Annotated in this window: 3 protein-coding genes; 2 read left to right on the forward strand and 1 reads right to left on the reverse strand. The window is 76.3% G+C overall.

Annotated elements, in window-relative coordinates; genetic code table 11:
- Positions 1–17 precede the first annotated feature (17 nt).
- Positions 18–4,901 carry a type I polyketide synthase gene (locus tag ACZ7C5_RS27860; protein WP_470323669.1) on the forward strand — a complete coding sequence of 1,628 codons (4,884 nt, stop codon included), beginning with the start codon at positions 18–20 and terminating at the stop codon, positions 4,899–4,901.
- 48 nt (positions 4,902–4,949) lie between these two features.
- Positions 4,950–19,454 carry a type I polyketide synthase gene (locus ACZ7C5_RS27865; protein ID WP_470323670.1) on the forward strand — a complete coding sequence of 4,835 codons (14,505 nt, stop codon included), beginning with the start codon at positions 4,950–4,952 and terminating at the stop codon, positions 19,452–19,454.
- Positions 19,455–19,550: 96 nt separating this feature from the next.
- Here the strand turns inward: ACZ7C5_RS27865 and ACZ7C5_RS27870 are convergent, their stop codons facing one another.
- Positions 19,551–20,771: a cytochrome P450 gene (locus ACZ7C5_RS27870; protein ID WP_401085398.1), complete on the reverse strand. Its 1,221-nt coding sequence runs from the start codon at positions 20,769–20,771 to the stop codon at positions 19,551–19,553.
- Positions 20,772–21,034: the final 263 nt, after the last annotated feature.

Below are 21,034 nucleotides of genomic sequence, written 5' to 3' on the forward strand. Positions count from 1 at the left end.
CCCCCACCCGACCCCCTGTGAGGCCTGACATGGCGGACGAGCAGAAGCTCCGCGACTACCTCAAGCGCGTCACCGCCGAGCTGCACCAGACCCGGCAGCGCCTGCACACCGCCGAGTCGGCGGACCGGCAGCCGATCGCGATCATCGGCATGGCCTGTCGGCTGCCCGGTGGCGTGGACGGCCCGGACGCGCTGTGGCGGCTGGTGTCCGAGGGAGTCGACGCGGTCTCCGCGTTCCCCGAGGACCGCGGCTGGGTCATCGACGAGGCCGCCGAGTTCGCCCGCAGCGGCGGGTTCCTCTACGACGCGGACGGCTTCGACCCCACCCTGTTCGGCATCTCGCCGCGCGAGGCGACCGCGATGGACCCGCAGCACCGGCTGCTGCTGGAGGCCTGCTGGGAGGCGTGCGAACGCGCCGGCGTCGACCCCCACGGGCTGCGCGGCAGCAGGACCGGGGTCTTCGCCGGGCTGATGTACCGGGAGTACGCCGCGCGCGTCATCGACCTGCCCGAGGGCGTGGACGCCTACCTCGGCGTCGGCAACCTGGGCAGCGTCGCCTCCGGCCGGATCTCGTACACCCTCGGGCTGGAGGGCCCCGCGGTCACCCTGGACACCGCCTGCTCCTCCTCGCTGGTGGCCATGCACCTGGCCTGCCAGTCGCTGCGCTCCGGCGAGTCGACGCTGGCCTTCGCGGGCGGCGCGACCGTGATGGTCTCGCCGGACACCTTCGTGGGCTTCGCCCAGCAGGGCGGCCTGGCCTCGGACGGCCGCTGCAAGTCCTTCGGGGCCGGCGCGGACGGCACCGGCTGGTCCGAGGGCGTCGGCATGCTGCTGCTGGAGCGGCTCTCCGACGCGCAGCGGCTCGGGCACCCGGTGCTGGCGGTGGTGCGCGGCAGCGCCGTCAACCAGGACGGCGCCTCCAGCGGCCTGACCGCCCCGAACGGCCCCTCCCAGGAGCGGGTGATCCAGGACGCCCTGGCCGCCGCCCGGCTCACCACCCTGGACGTGGACCTCGTGGAGGGGCACGGCACCGGGACCAGGCTGGGCGACCCGATCGAGATCCAGGCCCTGCTCGCGACGTACGGTCAGGACCGGCCGGGGGACCGGCCGCTGCGGCTGGGCTCGGTCAAGTCGAACATCGGCCACACCCAGGCCGCGGCCGGCGTCGCCGGGGTGATCAAGGCGGTGCAGGCGATGCGGCACGGCACCATGCCGCGCAGCCTGCACTCCGAGGAGCCGACCCCGCAGGTCGACTGGACCGCGGGCGCCGTCCGGCTGCTGGCCGAGCCCGAGGAGTGGCCCGAGCTGGACCGGCCCCGCAGGGCCGGCGTGTCCTCCTTCGGGATCAGCGGCACCAACGCCCACGTCATCCTCGAACAGGCCCCGGCCGCGCCGGCCCCGGAGGCCGCGGACGAACCGGAGACCCCCGAACCCGGCATCGTGCCCTGGCTGCTGGCGGCCAGGACCACCGGGGCGCTGCGCGCCCAGGCCGGCCGGCTGCGGGAGTTCGTCGCCGACACGGAGCCCGGTGCGGTGGACGTCGGCCTGTCGCTGCTCTCCCGCGCGCCCCTGGAACGGCGGGCGGTGGTGCTCGGCGCCGACCGGGACCGGCTCGCCGACGGGCTCGCCGCCCTCGCGGGCGACCTGCCCGACAAGGCCGTGGTCACCGGACTGGCCGGGGAGGGCCGCAGCGCCTTCCTGTTCACCGGCCAGGGCGCGCAGCGGGCCGGGATGGGCGCCGGGCTGTACGAGGCCTTCCCGGTGTTCGCGCGGGCCTTCGACACCGTCTGCGCCGAGCTGGACCCGCACCTGACCCACTCCGTCAAGGACGTGGTGTTCGAGGGCGGCCAGGACCTCGACCAGACGGTGTGGGCACAGGCCGGACTGTTCGCCCTGGAGGTGGCGCTGTTCCGGCTGTTCGAGTCCTTCGGGGTGCTGCCCGACTACCTGCTCGGCCACTCGATCGGCGAGGTGGCCGCCGCCCACGTGTCGGGCGTGCTGTCGCTCGGCGACGCCTGCGCCCTGGTGGCGGCGCGCGGTCAGCTGATGCAGGCGCTGCCCGCCGGCGGCGCGATGCTCGCCGTGCAGGCCTCCGAGGCCGAGGTGATCGAGGCGGTCGAGGCGGTCGCCGGGCGCGCGGACGTGGCCGCGCTCAACAGCCTCGGCTCCGCGGTGGTCTCGGGCGCCGCGGACACCATCGACGAACTGGCGGCCCGCTGGACGGCCGAGGGCCGCAAGATCAGCCGGCTGACCGTCTCGCACGCCTTCCACTCCGCGCTGATGGAGCCGATGCTGGCCGAGTTCCGCGCGGTGCTGGAGACGCTCACCTTCGACGCGCCCCGGATCCCGGTCGTCTCCACCCTGACCGGAGCGGTGGAGGACGAGCTGATCTGCACCCCCGACTACTGGGTGCGCCAGGTCCGCGAGACGGTCCGCTTCGCCGAGGGCGTCGAGCACCTCAGGGACCACGGGGTGAGCCGGTTCGTGGAGCTCGGCCCCGACGGGGTGCTCACCGCGATGGCCCGCGAGGGCCTGCCCGACTCGGCGCTCACCGCGACCGCGCTGCGCAGCAGCTGGCACGAGACCGGAGTGTTCGTCACCGCCCTGGCCGAGCTGTGGACCAGGGGCACCGCCGTCGACTGGCAGGTGCTCTTCGACGGCCACGGCCGGCCCGTGGACCTGCCGGTCTACCCGTTCCAGCACGAGCCGTACTGGCTGTTCCCGATGGCCGCCCCGGCCGCCGGCCTGGCCGACCCGGGCTTCTGGGAGGCGCTCGCCGCGACCGACTCCGACGCGCTCGCCGACCGGCTCGACGTGACCGACCCCGAGGTGCGGGCCTCGCTGCGCACCGCGCTGCCGCTGCTCTCCACCTGGCACCGGCGGGGCCGGGAGGACGCCGAGGCCGCGCGGCTGCGCTACCGGGTGGGCTGGGAGCCGCTGGCGGGCACGCCCGTCCCGGCCGTCACCGGTGACTGGCTGCTGGCCGTCCCCGCGTCGCTCGCCGACGACGGCCCGGTGCGCGCCTGCCGCGAGGCGCTGACCCGGCACGGCGCCACCGTGGTGACGGTGCCGGTCGCCGCGGACGCCGCGGACCGTGCCGAGCTGGCCGAACGGCTGCGGCAGGCCGCTGGCGACGGGCGGCAGCCGGCCGGAGTGCTCTCCCTGCTGGCGCTGGAGGAGCGGCCGCACCCGGACGTCCCCGCGCTGCCCGGCGGGACGGCCACCACGCTGCTGCTCGTCCAGGCCATGCTGGACGCCGCGCTCGGCGGTCCGCTGTGGTGCGTGACGCGCGGCGCGGTGGCGCCGGCCGACCAGGAGGTGCTGGCCGCTCCGGGCCAGGCGCCGGTCTGGGGCCTGGGCCGGGTCGTCGCCCTGGAGCACCCGCAGCTGTGGGGCGGCCTGGTCGACCTGCCGGCCGGGAGCGACGTCGACGAGGAGGCGGCCGACACCCTGGTCGGCCTGCTGTCCGGCGCCGACGGCGAGGACCAGCTCGCCGTCCGCCCCGAGGGCGGCTACGCGCGCCGGCTGCGGCCGGTCGGCCCCGGGGACCCCGAGGCCCCCGCCTGGCAGCCGCGCGGCACCGTCCTGGTGACCGGCGGCACCGGCGCGCTCGGCGGTCAGGTCGCCAGGCACCTCGCCCGCGGCGGCGCCGAGCACCTGGTGCTGGTCAGCCGCGGAGGCCGCGGCGCGCCCGGCCTGGCGGAGCTGGAGGCCGAGCTGACGGCGCTCGGCGCCCGCGTCACGGTGGCCGCCTGCGACCTGGCGGACCGCGCGGACGTCGCCCGGCTGGTCGGCGAACTCGAAGCCGCCGAACCGGTGTTGCGCGCGGTCGTGCACGCCTCGGGGATCAGCCACTCGGCGCCGCTGGGCGAGACGGGCTTCGCCGAACTCGACCGCACCGCGGCCGGAAAGGTCGCGGGCGCCCGGCACCTGGACGAACTGCTCGACACCCGCCGGCTGGACGCGATCGTCCACTTCTCCTCCATCGCGGGCGTCTGGGGCGTCGGCGAGCAGGCCTGCTACGCCGCCGCCAACGCCTACCTCGACGCCCTGGCACAGCGGCGCGACGCCGAGGGCGTGCGCGCGATCGCGATCGCCTGGGGCCCGTGGGACGGCGGCGGCATGGTCGACCAGGCGATCAAGGAGCCGATGCGCCGGCGCGGCATCTCGCTGCTGGAGCCCGAGCGGGCGATGCGCGCCTTCCAGCAGGCGATGGACCAGGACGGCGGCTCGGTGACCGTCGCCGACATCGCGTGGGAGCGGTTCGTCTCCTCCTTCACCGCCCTGCGGCCGAACCGGTTCTTCGACGAACTCCCCGAGGTGCGCGCTCTCCTCGCCGAGGCGCCCGCCGCCGCCGACGAGGACCAGGGCAGGCTCACCGCCCTGCGTGAGCGGCTGACCGGCCTGCCCGCCGACGACCGGGACCTCGTCCTCGTCGACCTGGTGCGCGGGCACGCCGCGGCCGTCCTGGGACACGACGGCGCGGCCGCGATCGACCTCGACCGGCCGTTCCGGGACTTCGGCTTCGACTCGCTCGCCGCCGTGGAACTGCGCAACCGCCTCGGCCTGGCCACCGGCCTGTCGCTGCCCGCCACGGTGGTGTTCGACCACCCGACGCCCGCGGTGCTCGCCGCCCACCTGCTGGAGCTGGCGCTGCCCGCCGACGGGTCGGCGGCGCTGCCCTCCGGCGCGGAACTCGACCTGCTCGAAGCGGCGTTGCTGGCCAGGCCGGAGGACGACATCGACCGGGTCCGGGTGGTGCTGCGGCTGGAGGCCCTGCTCACCAGGCACCGCGGCGGGGGCGGCGGGGACGCCGACTTCGACGAGCTGCGGGACCAGCTCAGCAGGGCCAGCAACGAAGAGCTTTTCGATGTGATCGACCGGGATCTCGGCCTCTCGTGAGCCGGGGTGCGTGGTGGCCGGGGACAATCTTGGAGGGTGGCTTTTTCCATGGCAGATGATGCGCAGCGGCTTCGCGACTACCTGACCCGGGTGGTTGCCGAACTGCACCAGACCCGTCGGCGGATCAAGGACATGGAGTCCGCGGCGAACGAGCCGATCGCGATCGTCGGGATGAGCTGCCGGTACCCGGGTGACGTGCGCTCGGCCGCCGACCTGTGGCGGCTGGTCGACACCGGCCAGGACGCCATCGGCCCGCTGCCCGCGAACCGCGGCTGGGACCTGTCGGTGGCCCAGGACCCGTCCTGGGCGGGCGGGTTCATCGAGGACGCCGGGGAGTTCGACGCCGACCTGTTCGGCATCTCGCCGCGCGAGGCACTGGCGATGGAGCCCCAGCAGCGGCTGCTCCTGGAGACCTCCTGGAAGGCCTTCGAGGACGCCGGGATCGACCCGCTGTCGCTGCGCGGATCGCACACCGGCGTGTTCGTCGGCGTCACCTCGGTCAGCTACGGCCCGGGGATGGACCTGCCGCCGGACGTCCTCGGCCACCTGATGACCGGCACCGCCTCCAGCATCGCCTCCGGCCGGGTGTCGTACACCTTCGGCCTGGAGGGTCCCGCCGTCACGGTGGACACCGCCTGTTCCTCCTCGCTGGTCGCCCTGCACCTCGCGGTCCAGGCGCTGCGCGAGGGCACCTGCGACCTGGCGCTGGCCGGCGGCGTCACGGTGATGACGACCCCGATGCAGATCGTCGAGTTCGGCCGGCAGGGCGGACTGGCCTCGGACGGCCGCTGCAAGGCCTTCTCGGAGGAGGCCGACGGGGCCGGCTGGTCCGAGGGCATCGGCCTGCTGCTGGTCGAGCGGCTGAGCGACGCCCGCCGGCGCGGCCACCGGGTCCTCGCCGTGGTGCGCGGCAGCGCGATGAACCAGGACGGCGCCTCCAACGGCCTGACCGCGCCGAACGGCCCGTCCCAGGAGCGGGTGATCCGGCGGGCGCTGGCCAACGCCCAGCTCACCGTCGAGGACGTGGACGCCGTGGAGGGCCACGGCACCGGCACCCGCCTCGGCGACCCGATCGAGGCCGGCGCCCTGCTGGCCACCTACGGGCGCGGCCGCTCCCCGGAGCGCCCGCTCTGGCTCGGCTCGGTCAAGTCGAACATCGGCCACACCCAGTCGGCCGCCGGGGTGGCCGGCGTGATCAAGATGGTCATGGCGATGCGCGAGGGCGTCCTGCCGTCCTCGCTGTTCGCCGACCGCCCGTCGAGCAAGGTGGACTGGTCGCCCGGGGCCGTCCGGCTGCTGGGCGAGGGCCGGCCGTGGCCCGAGGCGGACCGGCCCCGCCGGGCCGGCGTCTCCTCGTTCGGCATGAGCGGCACCAACGCGCACGTCATCCTGGAGCAGGCGCCCGAGTTCGAGCCCGCCGCCGAGGCCGAGGAGAGCGCCGAGGGGGGCGCCGGGGACGCCGGGCCGGCGGCACTGCTCGCCGGCCCGCTGCCGTGGCTGCTGGCCGCCAAGACCGCGGACGGGCTGCGCGGACAGGCCGTCCGGCTGCGGGACTTCGCCGCCGCGGACGGCTCCCCGGACGCGGCCGACATCGCCCGCTCCCTGCCGGACCGGGCCGCGCTGCCCGCCAGGGCCGTGGTGCTGGGCGCCGGGCACGCCGAACTGCTGGCCGGGCTGGACGCGCTGGCCGGCGGCGAGTCGGCGGCCGGCCTGGTGCGCGGCGACGCCGCCGGGGCCGCCGGGGTGGTCTTCGTCTTCCCCGGGCAGGGCAGCCAGTGGGCCGGGATGGCCCGCGAACTGCGGGACGCCTCACCGGCGTTCCGCCGCCGGCTGGAGGAGTGCGAGGCTGCGCTGGCCCCGTTCACGGACTGGTCGCTCACCGAGGTGCTCGCCGACGCGGAGGCGCTCGCCCGGGTGGACGTCGTCCAGCCGGTGCTGTGGTCCGTCATGGTGTCGCTGGCCGAGGCCTGGCGCTCCCTCGGGGTGCGCCCGGCGGCGGTCGTCGGCCACTCCCAGGGCGAGATCGCGGCGGCCGTCGTCGCGGGCGCGCTCTCCCTGGAGGACGGCGCCCGGGTCGTGGCGCTGCGCAGCCGCGCCCTGGCCGTCCTCGCGGGCCGAGGCGGCATGGTCTCCGTCCCGGCAGGCCGGGAGCAGGTCGCCGAGCTGATCGCGCCCTGGGCCGGGCGGCTCGGCGTGGCGGCGCGGAACGGGCCCGCCTCGACCGTGGTCTCCGGCGAGGCCGGGCCGGTCGAGGAACTGCTGGCGCTCTGCGAGGAGCGCGGCGTGCGGGCCCGCCGGATCCCGGTGGACTACGCCTCGCACTCGCCGCAGGTCGAGGAGCTGCGCGAGCGGATCCTCGCCGACCTCGCGCCGGTCGCGCCGCGCACCGCGGCCGTCGCGTTCTACTCCACCGTCACCGGCGGCACGATCGACACCGCGCGGATGGGCGCCGGGTACTGGTACGAGAACCTGCGCTCCCCGGTGCGCTTCGAGGAGGCGACCAGGGCGCTGCTGGCCGACGGCCGGTCGGTGTTCGTGGAGAGCAGCCCGCACCCGGTGCTGACCATCGGCATCCAGGACACCGCCGAGGACGCCGGCACCAGGGCCACCGTGACCGGGACGCTGCGCCGCGACGACGGCGGCCCCGACCGCCTGCTGGCCGGCGCCGCCGAACTGTGGACCGCCGGCGTCGCCGTGGACTGGCACCGGGCCTTCGGCGGCGGCCGGCCCGTCGCGCTGCCCACGTACGCGTTCCAGCGCCGCAGGTACTGGCCCGACCCGCTGCCGCCGCAGGCCGCGACGGGCGGTGGCGCCGACCCGGCCGAGACCCGGTTCTGGGACGCGGTCGAACGCCAGGACACCGACGAACTGGCCGGCACGCTGCGGCTGGAGGAGGCCCGCGGACTCCTGGACGAGGTGCTGCCCGCGCTGGCCGGCTGGCACCGCGGCCGCCGCCGCGGCGCGACGCTCGACTCCTGGCGCTACCGGGTCACCTGGACCCCCGTCCCCGACCTGCCCGCGCACCCCAGGCTCGGCGGCCGCTGGCTGCTCGTCCTCGCGGAGGGCGACGACGGCGGCGCGGTGGCCGAGGCGCTGCGCTCCGCCGGGGCGGACCTCGCCACGCTGACCGTCGCCGACGGCGCCGAACGGGCCGGGCTGGCCGCGCGGCTGACCGCCGAAGGCCCCGTCGACGGCGTGGTCTCGCTGCTGGCGACCGCCGGGGACACCGGAGGAACCCCGGCCGGGCCGGTCTCGACCGTCACCCTGATCCAGGCCCTCGGCGACGCCGACCTCGACGCACCGCTGTGGACGCTCACCGCCGGCGCGGTCTCGATCGGCCGCTCCGACCCGCTGCGCAGCGCCGAGCAGGCCCTCACCTGGGGCCTCGGCCGGGTCGCCGCCCTGGAGTACCCGCGCCGCTGGGGCGGGCTGATCGACCTGCCGGCCACGGTGGACGCGCGCACCGGCGCCCGGCTGGCGGCGCTGCTCGGCGGCGCCGCCGGGGCCGAGGACCAGCTCGCCGTGCGCGGCTCCGGGGTGTACGCCCGCCGCCTCGCGCGCGCCCCGCGCCCGACCGGGACGCCCCTGGAGCTGCCGGGTTCGGTCCTGGTCACCGGCGGCACCGGCGCGCTCGGCGCGGTGGTCGCCCGCTGGCTGGCCGGCCGGGGCGTGCCCCACCTGATCCTGGTCGGCCGCCGGGGTGCGGCCGCGCCGGGCACTGAGGAGCTGGTGGCCGAGCTGACCGCGCTGGGCACCCTGGTCACCGTGGCGGCCTGCGACGTGACCGACCGGGACGCCCTCGCGGGCGTGCTGGCCCAGACGCCCGCCGAGTTCCCGCTGGTCGGCGTTGTACACGCGGCCGGCGTCGGCCAGGCCATGATGCTCGACCGCACCGGCCCGGCCGAACTCGCCGAGGTGCTCGGCGGCAAGGTCGCCGGAGCGCTGCACCTGGACGAGCTGACCCGAGGGCTCGACCTGCGGATGTTCGTCACCTTCGCCTCCGGCGCCGGGATCTGGGGCAGCGGCGGCCAGGCGGCCTACGCCGCCGCCAACGCCTACCTCGACGCGCTCGTGGTACGCCGCCGGGTGCAGGGCCTGCCGGGGACCTCGGTCTCCTGGGGTGCCTGGGGCAGCGTCGGCATGGCCGCCGACGAGGCCGCCGCCGACCACCTGCGCGAGCGCGGCATGGTGCCGATGGACCCCGAACTGGCCGTCGAGGCGCTCGGCCAGGCCGTCGACGCGGGCGAGGACTGCCTGACCGTCGCCGACATCGACTGGCCGCGCTTCGTCGACACCTTCACCGCCACCCGGGTCAGCCCGCTGCTCGCCGACCTCGCCGAGGCCAGGCAGCCGGAGGCGCCGGCCGAGGACGAGCAGCGCCCCGACCTCGCCCGCCGGCTCGCCCCGCTGCCCGAGCAGCAGCGGCGGCAGATCCTGCTGGACCTGGTCCGCACCGAGGTCGCCGCCGTGCTCAAGCACCCGGACCTGCGGGCCGTCGAGGCCGTGCGCACCTTCAAGGACCTGGGCTTCGAGTCGCTCACCGCCGTCGAGCTGCGCAACCGGCTCAACCGGGAGACCGGCCTGCGGCTGCCCGCGACCATGGTCTTCGACCACCCGACGCCGACCGCCCTGGTGGCCTACCTGGAGCGGGAGCTGGACCTCGGCGACATCGCCGCCGGGGCCGACGACCCCGCCGCGGCCGCGCCGGTCGGCCTGGACGAGCCGATCGCGATCGTCGGCATGGGCTGCCGCTTCCCCGGCGGCGTCCGCTCGCCCGAGGACCTCTGGCGGCTGGTCGCCGACGGGACGGACGCGCTCGCCTCCTTCCCGGCCGACCGCGGCTGGCCGGAGCGGATGCCGGGCGTGGACACCAGCGTCGGCGGTTTCGTGGACGACGCCACCGAGTTCGACGCCGGCATGTTCGGGATCTCGCCGCGCGAGGCGCTGGCGATGGACCCGCAGCAGAGGCTGCTGCTGGAGGCCGCCTGGGAGGCCTTCGAAGCCGCCGGCATCGACCCCCACACCATGCGGGGCAGCCGGACGGGCGTGTTCGCCGGCGCCTCCTCCTCGGGGTACGGGCACGGACAGCTGCTCGAAGGCGTCGAGGGACACGTGCTGTCCGGCACCTCGAACAGCGTGATCTCCGGCCGCGTCTCGTACGTCTTCGGCCTGGAGGGCCCGGCCGTCACGGTGGACACCGCCTGCTCCTCCTCGCTGGTGGCGCTGCACCTGGCGATCCAGGCGCTGCGGGTCGGCGAGTGCGGCATGGCGCTGGCCGGCGGCGTGGCCGTGATGGTGAACGCCGGCGCGTTCGGCGAGTTCAATCGGCAGGGCGGGCTGGCCTCCGACGGCCGCTGCAAGGCCTTCGCGGCCGGCGCGGACGGCACCGGCTGGGGCGAGGGCGTCGGCGTGCTGGTCCTGGAGCGGCTCTCCGACGCGGAGCGCAACGGGCACCGGGTGCTCGCGGTGGTACGGGGCAGCGCGGTCAACCAGGACGGCGCGTCCAACGGCCTGACGGCGCCCAACGGCCCTTCGCAGGAACGGGTGATCCGGCAGGCGCTGGCCAACGCCCGGCTCTCCTCCGAGGACGTGGACGCGGTGGAGGCGCACGGCACCGGCACCCGCCTCGGCGACCCGATCGAGGCCCAGGCGCTGCTGGCCACCTACGGCCGGGAGCGGCCGGCGGACCGTCCGCTCTGGCTGGGGACGGTGAAGTCCAACATCGGGCACGCCCAGGCCGCGGCCGGGGTGGCCGGACTGATCAAGGCGGTGCAGTCGCTGCGCCACGGCGTGCTGCCCGCCACCCTGCACGTCGACGAGCCGACGCCGCAGGTGGACTGGTCGGCGGGTGCGGTGGAGCTGCTGACCGAGGCCAGGCCGTGGCCGGAGGCCGACCGGCCCCGGCGGATCGGCGTCTCCGCCTTCGGCATCAGCGGCACCAACGCCCATGTGGTGCTGGAGCAGGCGCGGGCCGAGGAGCCGGCTCCGGCGCCTTCGGCCGGGGAACCGGCCGGGCCGACGCCGTGGGTGGTTTCGGCGCAGAGTGCCGGGGCGCTCAGGGCCCAGGCGGCGCGGCTGGCCGGGTGGCTGGACTCCGACGCCCGCCCGCGGGACGTGGCGTGGTCGCTGGCCACCGGACGGGCCGGGCTCGCCCACCGCGCGGTGGTGCTCGGCGGCGACCGGGCGGCGATGCTGGACGGCCTGGCCGCGCTGGCGGACGGGCGCCCCTCGGGCGGCGTGGTCGCCGGGGTGGCGAGCGAGGGCCGGACGGCCTTCCTGTTCACCGGTCAGGGTGCCCAGCGGGCCGGGATGGGCTCCGGGTTGTACGCGCGGTTCCCGGTGTTCGCCCAGGCGCTGGACACGGTCTGCGCGGAGTTCGACCTGCTGCTGGACCGTCCGCTCAAGGACGTGGTGTTCGGCGGCGCGGACCTGGACCGTACGGTGTGGGCGCAGGCCGGGCTGTTCGCCGTCGAGGTGGCCGCCTACCGGCTGGTGGAGTCCTGGGGCGTGGCCCCGGACGTGCTGCTCGGGCACTCGATCGGCGAGATCGCCGCGGCCCACGTCGCCGGGGTGCTCCCGCTGCCGGACGCCTGCGTCCTGGTGGCGGCGCGGGGCCGGCTGATGCAGGCGCTGCCGGGTGGCGGCGCGATGCTCGCGGTGCGGGCCGACGAGGCCGAGGTGCGTGCGGAGATCGGCGCGCGGCTGGACGTCGCGGCCGTCAACGGGCCTTCCTCGGTGGTGGTTTCGGGCCCGGCGGAGGTGGTCGAGGAGTTCGCCGAGCGCTGGTCGGCTGAGGGCCGCAAGACCCACCGGCTGGCCGTCTCGCACGCCTTCCACTCGGCGCTGATGGAGCCGATGCTCGCCGAATTCGCCGCCGTCCTGGCCGAGTTGACCTTCAACGAGCCGCAGTTCCCGATGGTCTCCGGCCTGACCGGCGAACTCGCCGCGCCCGGGCTGATGTCGACGCCCGACTACTGGGTGCGGCAGGTCCGCGAGGCGGTCCGCTTCGCCGACGGCGTCGAGGCACTGCGCCGCCAGGGCGTCACCCGCTTCGTCGAACTGGGCCCCGACGCCGTGCTGTCCGGCCTGGCCGGACAGGTCGTCGCGGACGCCGCGTTCGCGCCGGTGATGCGCCGCGACCGGGACGAGGCCGGAACGGCGCTGACCGCGCTCGCCGAGCTGTGGACGGCCGGCGCCGGGATCGACTGGCCGTCCGTCCTGCCGGCCGGGCGCCGGGTGGCGCTGCCGACGTACGCCTTCCAGCGCGTGCGCTACTGGCCGGAGCCGATCGACCTGGGCGCCTTCGCGGTCGACCCCGTCGAGGCGCGGTTCTGGGAGGCGGTCGAGCGCGAGGACCCGGCCGGGCTCGCCGAGACGCTCGACCTCGACCGGACGCCCGAGGCGTTCGACGCGGTCCTGCCGGTGCTGTCCTCGTGGCGGCAGCGGCGCCGGGCCGACTCGGTGGTGGACGGGTGGCGCTACCGGGTGACCTGGAAGCCGCTGGCCGGCCTCGCCGACGACACCCTGCCGGGGCGGTGGCTGGTGGTCACCGCCACCGGGGCCGCTGATCCCGGCATCGAGGCGGCGCTGGTGGCCGCCGGGGCCGAGGTCGTCACGCTGGCCGTCGACGGCGCCGGCCGGGAGGAACTGGCCGGGCGGATCGGCGTGCTGGCCTCCGACGGCGAGCCGGCGGGCGTGCTCTCGCTGCTCGCCGCCGCCGAGGGCCCGCACGCCGAGGGCTCGGTGGTGCCGGCCGGCGTCGCCGCGACGCTGCTGCTGGTGCAGGCCCTGGGCGACGCGGGCGTCCGGGCCAGGCTCTGGGCGGTGACGGCCGGCGCGGTCTCGGTCGGCCGGGCGGACCGGCTGGTGAGCCCGGTCCAGGCGCAGGTGTGGGGTCTGGGTCGGGTCGCGGCGCTGGAACTCCCCGAGCTGTGGGGCGGTCTGATCGACCTTCCCGCCGTGCTGGACGAGCGGGCGGGCCGACGTCTGGCCGCCGTGCTGGGCGGCGCGGGCGAGGACCAGGTGGCCGTCCGCTCCTCGGGCGTCTTCGGCCGCCGCCTGGTACGGGCGCCGCAGCCCGTGCCCGCCGCGCCGTGGGTGCCGTCGGGGCCGGTGCTGGTGACCGGTGGGACGGGTGCGCTGGGTGCCGAGACGGCGCGTTGGCTGGCCGGTCGGGGGGTGCCGAAGCTGGTGCTGACCAGTCGTCGGGGCGCGGAGGCGCCGGGCGTCGCCGAGCTGGTGGCGGAGCTTTCGGAGCTGGGCAGTGAGGTGGTGGTGGCCGCCTGCGGGGCGACCGACCGGGAGGGGCTGGCGGCGCTGCTCGCCGAGCACCGGCCGACCGGCGTGGTGCACACCGCCGGCGTGGCGGACGACGACGTGCTGGCCGCCCAGACACCGGAGCGCTTCGAGGCGGTGTTCTCCGGCAAGGCCGGCGGCGTGGCGCTGCTGGACGAGCTGACCGCGGGGCTCGACCTCGACCTGTTCGTGGTCTTCTCCTCGATCGCGGCCACCTGGGGCGGCGGCAGCCAGGGCTCCTACGCGGCCGCCAACGCCTACCTGGACGCGGTGGTGGAGGCCCGCCGGGCGCGCGGTCTGCGCGGCACCTCGGTCGCCTGGGGCCCGTGGGGCGGCGGCGGCATGGCCGCCCAGGGGGAGACGGAGGAAGTGCTGCGCCGCCGCGGCCTGGCCACGATGGACCCGCGGCTCGCGGTGCTCGCCCTGGCCCGGGCCGTGGACGGCGACGAGGCCTGCGTGACCGTGGCCGACGTGGACTGGGAGCAGTTCGCGCCGGTCTTCCTGTCGGCGCGGGCCGGCACCCTGTTCGCGGACCTGCCGGAGGCCGGTGCGGCGCTCGCCCCGGTGGCCGAGGCCGCCGAGCAGGCGTCCGCGTTCCGCCAGGAGCTGGCGGCCGCGCCGGGCGGGCGCCGGGAGCGGATGCTGCTGGACCTGGTCAGGGCCAGGGCGGCGACGGCCCTGGGCCACGCCTCGGCGGAGGCCGTGGACGCCGGGCAGGCGTTTCGCGACCTCGGCTTCGACTCGCTGACCGCGGTGACGCTGCGGAACCTGCTGACCAGGGACACCGGGCTGGCACTGCCCGCCACCCTCGCCTTCGACTACCCGACGCCGACCGTGCTGGCCGGCTATCTGACGGGCGAACTGCTGGGCGGCGAACTGCCGGGCCACGAGGCCCCGTCGACGGCCGCTCCCGACACTCCCGCCGGGGCCGCGGCGATGGCCGGCGACCCGGTCGTGATCGTCGGCATGAGCGCCCGCTATCCGGGCGGGGTGGGCTCGGCGGACGAGCTGTGGGACCTGGTGGCCGGGGGACTCGACGGCGTCACCGGCTTCCCGGCGGACCGCGGCTGGTCGCTCGACGGCCTGGCGGTCGAGGCGGCGCGCGGCGGCTTCGTCGAGAGCGTGACGGAGTTCGACGCGGCCCTGTTCGGCATCAGCCCGCGTGAGGCGCTGGCGATGGACCCGCAGCAGCGGATCCTGCTGGAGGCCTCCTGGGAGGCCTTCGAGGACGCCGGGATCGATCCGCGCTCGGTGCGCGGCGGACAGGTCGGCGTCTTCGTCGGCGCCTCCTCCTCGGGCTACGGCGCCGCCGGGGGACTGGACGACCCGCAGGGGCACCTGCTGGCCGGGACGGCGAACAGCGTGATCTCCGGCCGGGTGGCGTACACCTTCGGCCTGGAGGGCCCGGCGGTCACCGTCGACACCGCCTGCTCCTCCTCCCTGGTGGCCCTGCACTGGGCCGCGCAGGCGCTGCGCGAGGGCGACTGCGAGCTGGCGCTGGTGGGCGGGGTCACGGTGATGGTGACCCCGGTGACCTTCGGCGAGTTCGACCGCCAGGGCGGGCTGGCCTCCGACGGCCGCTGCAAGTCCTTCGCGTCCGGCGCGGACGGTACGGGCTGGGGCGAGGGCGTCGGCGTCCTGGTGGTGGAGCGCCTCTCCACCGCCCGGCGCAACGGGCACCGGGTGCTGGCGGTGGTCCGGGGGAGCGCCGTCAACCAGGACGGTGCGTCCAACGGCCTGACCGCGCCGAACGGCCCCGCCCAGCAGCGGGTGATCCGCCAGGCCCTGGCCAACGCCGCCCTGGGCACCGCCGACGTGGACGTGGTCGAGGCGCACGGCACCGGCACCACCCTGGGCGACCCGATCGAGGCCCAGGCCCTGCTGGCCACCTACGGGCAGGACCGTGCCGGCGAGCCGCTCTGGCTCGGCTCGATCAAGTCCAACATCGGCCACACCCAGGCCGCCGCCGGCGTCGCCGGGGTGATCAAGATGGTGCGGGCGATCCACCACGGCGTGCTGCCGGCCACCCTGCACGTGGACGAGCCGTCCCGGGAGGTCGACTGGTCGGCCGGCGCGGTGGAACTGCTCACCGAGGCCCGCCCGTGGCCCGAGGCGGACCGACCGCGCCGCGCGGCCGTCTCCTCCTTCGGCATCAGCGGCACCAACGCCCACGTCATCATCGAGCAGCCCGAACCCGAACCCCGGGCCGAGCCTCCCGTCAGGGACACCGCGGCGGGCCCCGTCCCGTGGCTGCTGTCGGCCCGTACGGCCGAGGGACTGCGCGGTCAGGCCGACCGGCTGCGCCGCTTCGCCCTGGCCGGCGCCGCGGACCTCCACGACGTCGGCCGGTCGCTGGCCACCACCCGCGCGGCGCTGGAGCACCGGGCGGTCGTGGTCGGCGCCGACCGGGAGGAGCTGGTCCGCGCGCTGGCCGCCGTCGCCGACGGCACGCCGGGCGCGGCCTTCTCCGGCGTCGCGGGCGACGGGCGGGTGGTGTTCCTGTTCACCGGCCAGGGCTCGCAGCGGGCCGGCATGGGGCGCGAACTCCACGCCCGGTACCCGGTGTTCGCGGAGGCCTTCGACGCGGTCTGCGCGGAGTTCGACCTGCTGCTGGACCGGCCGGTCAGGGAGGCGGTGTTCGAGGGCACGGACCTGGACCGGACGGTGTGGGCGCAGGCCGGGCTGTTCGCCGTCGAGGTGGCGCTGTTCCGGCTGCTGGAGTCCTGGGGGGTGGTCCCGGACGCGCTGCTCGGCCACTCGATCGGCGAGATCGCCGCGGCCCACGTCGCCGGGGTGTTCTCCCTCCCCGACGCCTGCGCCCTGGTGGCGGCCCGCGGACGGCTGATGGAGGCGCTGCCGGGCGGCGGTGCGATGCTGGCCGTCCAGGCCACCGAGGCCGAGGTCAGGGCGGCGATCGGCGACCGGCTCGACGTGGCCGCCGTCAACGGCCCGGCCGCCGTGGTGGTCTCCGGCCCGGCCGAGGCGGTCGAGGAGTTCGCCGCCCGCTGGTCGGCGGACGGGGTGCGGACGCACCGGCTGACCGTCTCGCACGCCTTCCACTCCGCCCTGATGGAGCCGATGCTCGCCGAGTTCGCCGGCGTCCTGAAGGGCCTGGCCTTCGGCGAGCCGCGCATTCCGGTGGTCTCCGGACTGACCGGCGAACCCGCCGGGCCCGGGCTGCTGTCCGGCCCCGACTACTGGGTGCGCCAGGTCCGCGAGGCCGTCCGCTTCGCCGACGGCGTCGAGTCCCTGCACCGCCAGGGCCTGACCAGGTTCCTCGAACTGGGCCCCGACGGCGTGCTGTCCGCGCTGGTGGCCCCGATCGTCCCCGGCCAGGTCGGCGTGCCGATGCTGCGCGAGGGCCGGGACCACGCGCGGGCCGCCGTCGGACGGCTGTGGACGGCCGGCGTGCCGGTGGACTGGGCCGCGGTGCTGCCGGCCGGCCGGCCGGTCGGCCTGCCGACGTACGCCTTCCAGCGGGACCGCTACTGGCCGGAGCCGGTGGCGGCGCCGCGGCAGTCCGTCGACCCGCTGGAGGAGCGGTTCTGGGAGGCGGTCGAGCGCGAGGACCTCGGCGAGCTGGCCGAGACCCTGGACGCCCGCCCCGAGGCCGTGGAGACGGCGCTGACCGCGCTCTCCTCGTGGCGCCGCCGCCGGCGGCAGGACGCGCGCACCGACGCCTGGCGCCACCGGGTGCTCTGGCGGCCGGTCACCGCGCCGGCCGGCCGCGCCGCGCTGGACGGGACCTGGCTGGTCGTCGCCCCGGAGGGCGCGGAGCTGGCGGCCGAGGCGCAGAGCTGCCTGGTCGCCGCCGGGGCCGGGACCCTCAGGCTGTCCGTCGGCACCGACAGCACCGACGGCGGCGACGGGCCGGAGGGCACCGGCCGGGCGGCCCTGGCCGGACGGATCACGGCCGCACTGGACGGCGCCGGCCGGGTCGCGGGCGTGCTCGCCGTGCTCGGCGACCGGGTCGCCGGACTGGCGACGCTCGCCCAGGCCCTGGACGACACCGGGCTGGGCGCCCCGCTCTGGGCCGTCACCTGCGGCGCGGTCTCCACCGGCCCCGCGGACCCGCCGGCCGACCCCGGCCAGGCCACCGTCTGGGGCCTCAGCCGGGGCCTGGACCTGGCCGGTCCCGACTGCTGGGGCGGGATCGTCGACCTGCCGGCCCGGCGGGACGCCGCCGCCTGGGAGCGCTTCGCCCAGGCGCTCGCCGGCACCGAGCGGGAGGCCGCGATCCGCGACGGGCGGGTCTTCGCCCGCCGGCTCGTCCCCGCCCCGGCCGGGGCGGCGGCCGAGCACGTGCGCTGGCCGGACTCCGGCACCGTCCTGGTCACCGGCGGCACCGGCGCGCTCGGCCGGCGGGTCGCCCGCCGGCTGGCCGAACAGGGCGTGCCGCGCCTGCTGCTGACCGGCCGGCGCGGCCCGGCGGCACCCGGCGTCGCCGACCTGCTCGCCGAACTCGCCGGACTGGGCACCGAGGCGACCGTCGCGGCCTGCGACGTCGCCGACCGGGCGGCGCTCGCCGCACTGCTCGCCGCGATCCCCGCCGGGCACCCGCTGCGCGCGGTCGTGCACGCGGCCGGGGTCGGCGACGACACCACGGCGGACGCGCTCACCCCGGCCGGCATCGCCGGGGTGCTGCGGCCCACCGTGGACGGCGCCCGCCACCTGCACGAACTGACCGAGGGCCTGGACCTGGACGCCTTCGTGCTGTTCTCCTCGGTGGCCGGGGTCTGGGGCGCGGCCCAGCCCGCCAGGGCGGCGGCCAACGCCTACCTGGACGCGCTGGCCGAGGCCCGGCGGGCCGCGGGCCTGCCGGCCACCTCGATCGCCTGGGGGCCGTGGGCGGACGGAAGCGGGCTGACCGCCGACGCCACCGCCCTGCTGGCCCGCACCGGGCTGCGGTCGCTGGACCCGGAGGCCGCGCTCGACCTGCTCACCCGGCTGCCCCAGGAGCCCTGCCTCACCGTCGCGGACGTCGACTGGGAGCGCTTCGCCGCCTCGTACACGCTCAGCCGGCCGCGCCGGCTGCTGGACGAGATCCCGGCCGCCCGGCGGACCGCCGGCGCGCCGGACCGGCAGGCCGGGGCGGACACGGCGGCGCTGCGCGAGCGGCTCGCCGGGCTGCCGGCCGAGGAGCGGCGGCGGGCCGTGCTCGACCTGGTCCGCGCCCACGCCGCCACCGTGCTGGGCCACGACGGCGCCGAGGCGGTCGGCCCCGAGCAGCCGTTCCTCGAACTGGGCGTCAACTCGCTCAGCGCGATCGAGCTGCGGGACCGGATCCAGGCGGCGGTCGGCACCCCGCTGGCGAGCACCGTGGTGTTCGACAGCGGGACGGCGGCGGAACTCGCCCGGCGGGTGGAGGAGGCCCTCGGCGGGGCCGACGCCCCCGCCGAGCCCCGCGAGCGGACCGGCCTGCTGCGCACCCTGTACGGCGAGTCGATGCGCCAGGACAAGCTCCACAAGTTCATGGAGTTCCTGTCCGACGCGGCCTCCTACCGGCCGATGTTCAGCACCCCCGAGGAGGTCACCGTCCCGCCCGCGCCGGTCTTCCTGGCGCGCGGGCCGAAGCGGCCGAGGGTGGTCTGCCACACCGGAATGTCGGCGCTCGGCGGCGTCCACGAGTTCGCCCGCTTCGCCGCCTCCTTCAACGGCAGCCACGACGTGATCGCGCTGCCGCTGCCCGGCTACCGGGAGGGGGAGGAACTGCCCGCCACACCGGAGGCCTCGCTGGACTGGCAGGCCAGGACGCTGGTCGAGGCCGCCGGGGACGCGCCGTTCGTGCTCCTCGGGCACTCCGGCGGCGGGCTGCTCGCCCACCGGCTGACCCACCACCTGGAGGCGATCGGCGTGCCGGTGGCCGGCGTGGTGCTGGTGGACACGTACCCGATGGACCGTCCGATGCACAACGAGTGGCTGGACGAGCTGACCGAGGGCACCTTCGGGCGCGAGGAGCTGGCCGTGCCGATGACCGACACCCGGCTGACCGCCCAGGCCTGGTACGGCCGGATGTACCTCGGCTTCCAGGCGGAGGAGGTCGCCGCGCCCACCCTGGTGGTCCGGGTCCAGGAGCCGATCGGGGAGTGGACCAGGGAGGACGACTGGCGGGCCACCTGGGACCGGCCGCACCGCACGGTGGATGTCCCCGGCAACCACTTCACGGTGATGATGGAGCACGGCGCCACCACCGCCGCGGCCGTCCGGGAGTGGCTGGACACCGTGGTCGACCCCGGCGAGGGCACCGCCGCCGGGTGACCGGGGACGGAAACCGCCCGGGAGCGTCTCGGACGCTCCCGGGCGGTTCGGGCTTCCCGGTCCCGCGGCGGCCGGCCCGGCCGCCGCGGCGCACCGTCAGCGGTGGGACACCTTCAGCGGCAGGCGCCTGAGGCCGAGCACGAAGTTGAACCGGGTGTGCCACTCCAGCTCGGAGGTCGCCAGCTCGATCCTCCGGTAGCGGCGCAGCAGTTCGGTGATGGTCATGCAGACCTCGGTCTTGCCGAGCATCGCGGCGATGCAGTAGTGCGGCCCGGAGCCGAAGGCGAGCGACTTCACGCCCTCGCGGCGCAGGTCCAGCCGGTCGGGGTCGGGGAACTTCGCCGGGTCGCGGTGGGCGGCGCCGAGGAGCGCCATCACGGCGGCGCCGGCCGGGATCACCTGCCCGGCGACCGTCAGGTCGTCGGTCAGCTGCCGCATGATGATTTGCACCGTGGAGTTGTAGCGGGCCAGCTCCTCGAAGCAGTCGCCCATCATCTCCGGTTCGGCGCGCAGCAGTTCCAGCTGGTCGGGGTTGGTGAGCAGCGCGTGCATGCTGTTGCCGATGACGTTGATCGTGGTCTCGTGCCCGGCGTTGAACAGCAGCAGCACCTGGGCGATCACGTCCTCGTCGTCCAGCCCCTCGCCGTCCTCGTCCCTGGCCATCAGCATGGTCAGCACGTCGTCCCTGGGCTCGGCCCGGCGCAGCTCCATCTGGTGCCTGATGTAGGCGCTGAACTCGGGCTCGGCCTGGTTCATCGCGTCCCGCATCCGCGGGGTGATCAGCGGGTCGATGATGTTGGCGATCGCGTTCGTCCACCTGAGGCACTTGTCGGCGTCCTCGACCGGGATGCCCAGCAGGCCGCAGATCACCGCGACCGGGACGGGCGCGGCGAGCTGCTCGATCAGGTCGACCTCGCCCTCGCCCATGTCGTCGATCAGCCGGTCGACGATGCGCAGGATCTCCGGTTCGAGGCGCTGCACCGCGCGCGGGGTCACCGCCCTGGCGATGATCCGGCGCAGCTTGCGGTGCTCGTCGCCGTGCTTGACCAGCATCCAGCGGCGCAGGCTGCGCATCGCCGGGCTGTCGGGGCCGCCGCGCTGTTCCGTGAACGCCGGGTCCTCGCTCACGCCGGAGGACGCCTGCGGGGCCCGCAGGAACGCGTCCACGTCGTCGTAGCGGCTGAGCGTCCAGAATCCGTACGGCGAATGGTGAATGGGCTCGGTCTCGCGCAGCCGCCGGTAGTAGGCATATCTGTTCCGATGGAGCAGCGGATCGTTGAGGTCGAAGAGAACCCTGGCCCTTTGCCGCTCCACCATGACCCGGCCAATCATCCCGAGGATATTTTTCCCCAGACTCGGCGGAGGCCCATGAGGGGTCAACCCCTATCCTGCCGCGGGCCGCACTGGTTAAGGGGGAATCCCGAAGGCTAGGGGTAGTTGGCGGTGCGCGGCCACGGTTAGCCTGCGTCGGGCGGACCGGCGATTCGGACGGCTGGTGCAAGTGGCGGCGAAAGTCCAGAGAATTCCCGTGAACGGGCCGGCCGGTCATTTCCGTCTATTCGTCGTGCCATCCGTGGAAG

It is taken from the genome of Kitasatospora sp. NPDC036993 (assembly GCF_055607525.1).

Excerpts from the sequence above, each read along its gene's own strand:
- ACZ7C5_RS27865 (WP_470323670.1), top strand. The coding sequence starts at position 4,950 with ATGGCAGATGATGCGCAGCGGCTTCGCGACTACCTGACCCGGGTGGTT.
- ACZ7C5_RS27870 (WP_401085398.1), bottom strand. The coding sequence starts at position 20,771 with ATGGTGGAGCGGCAAAGGGCCAGGGTTCTCTTCGACCTCAACGATCCG.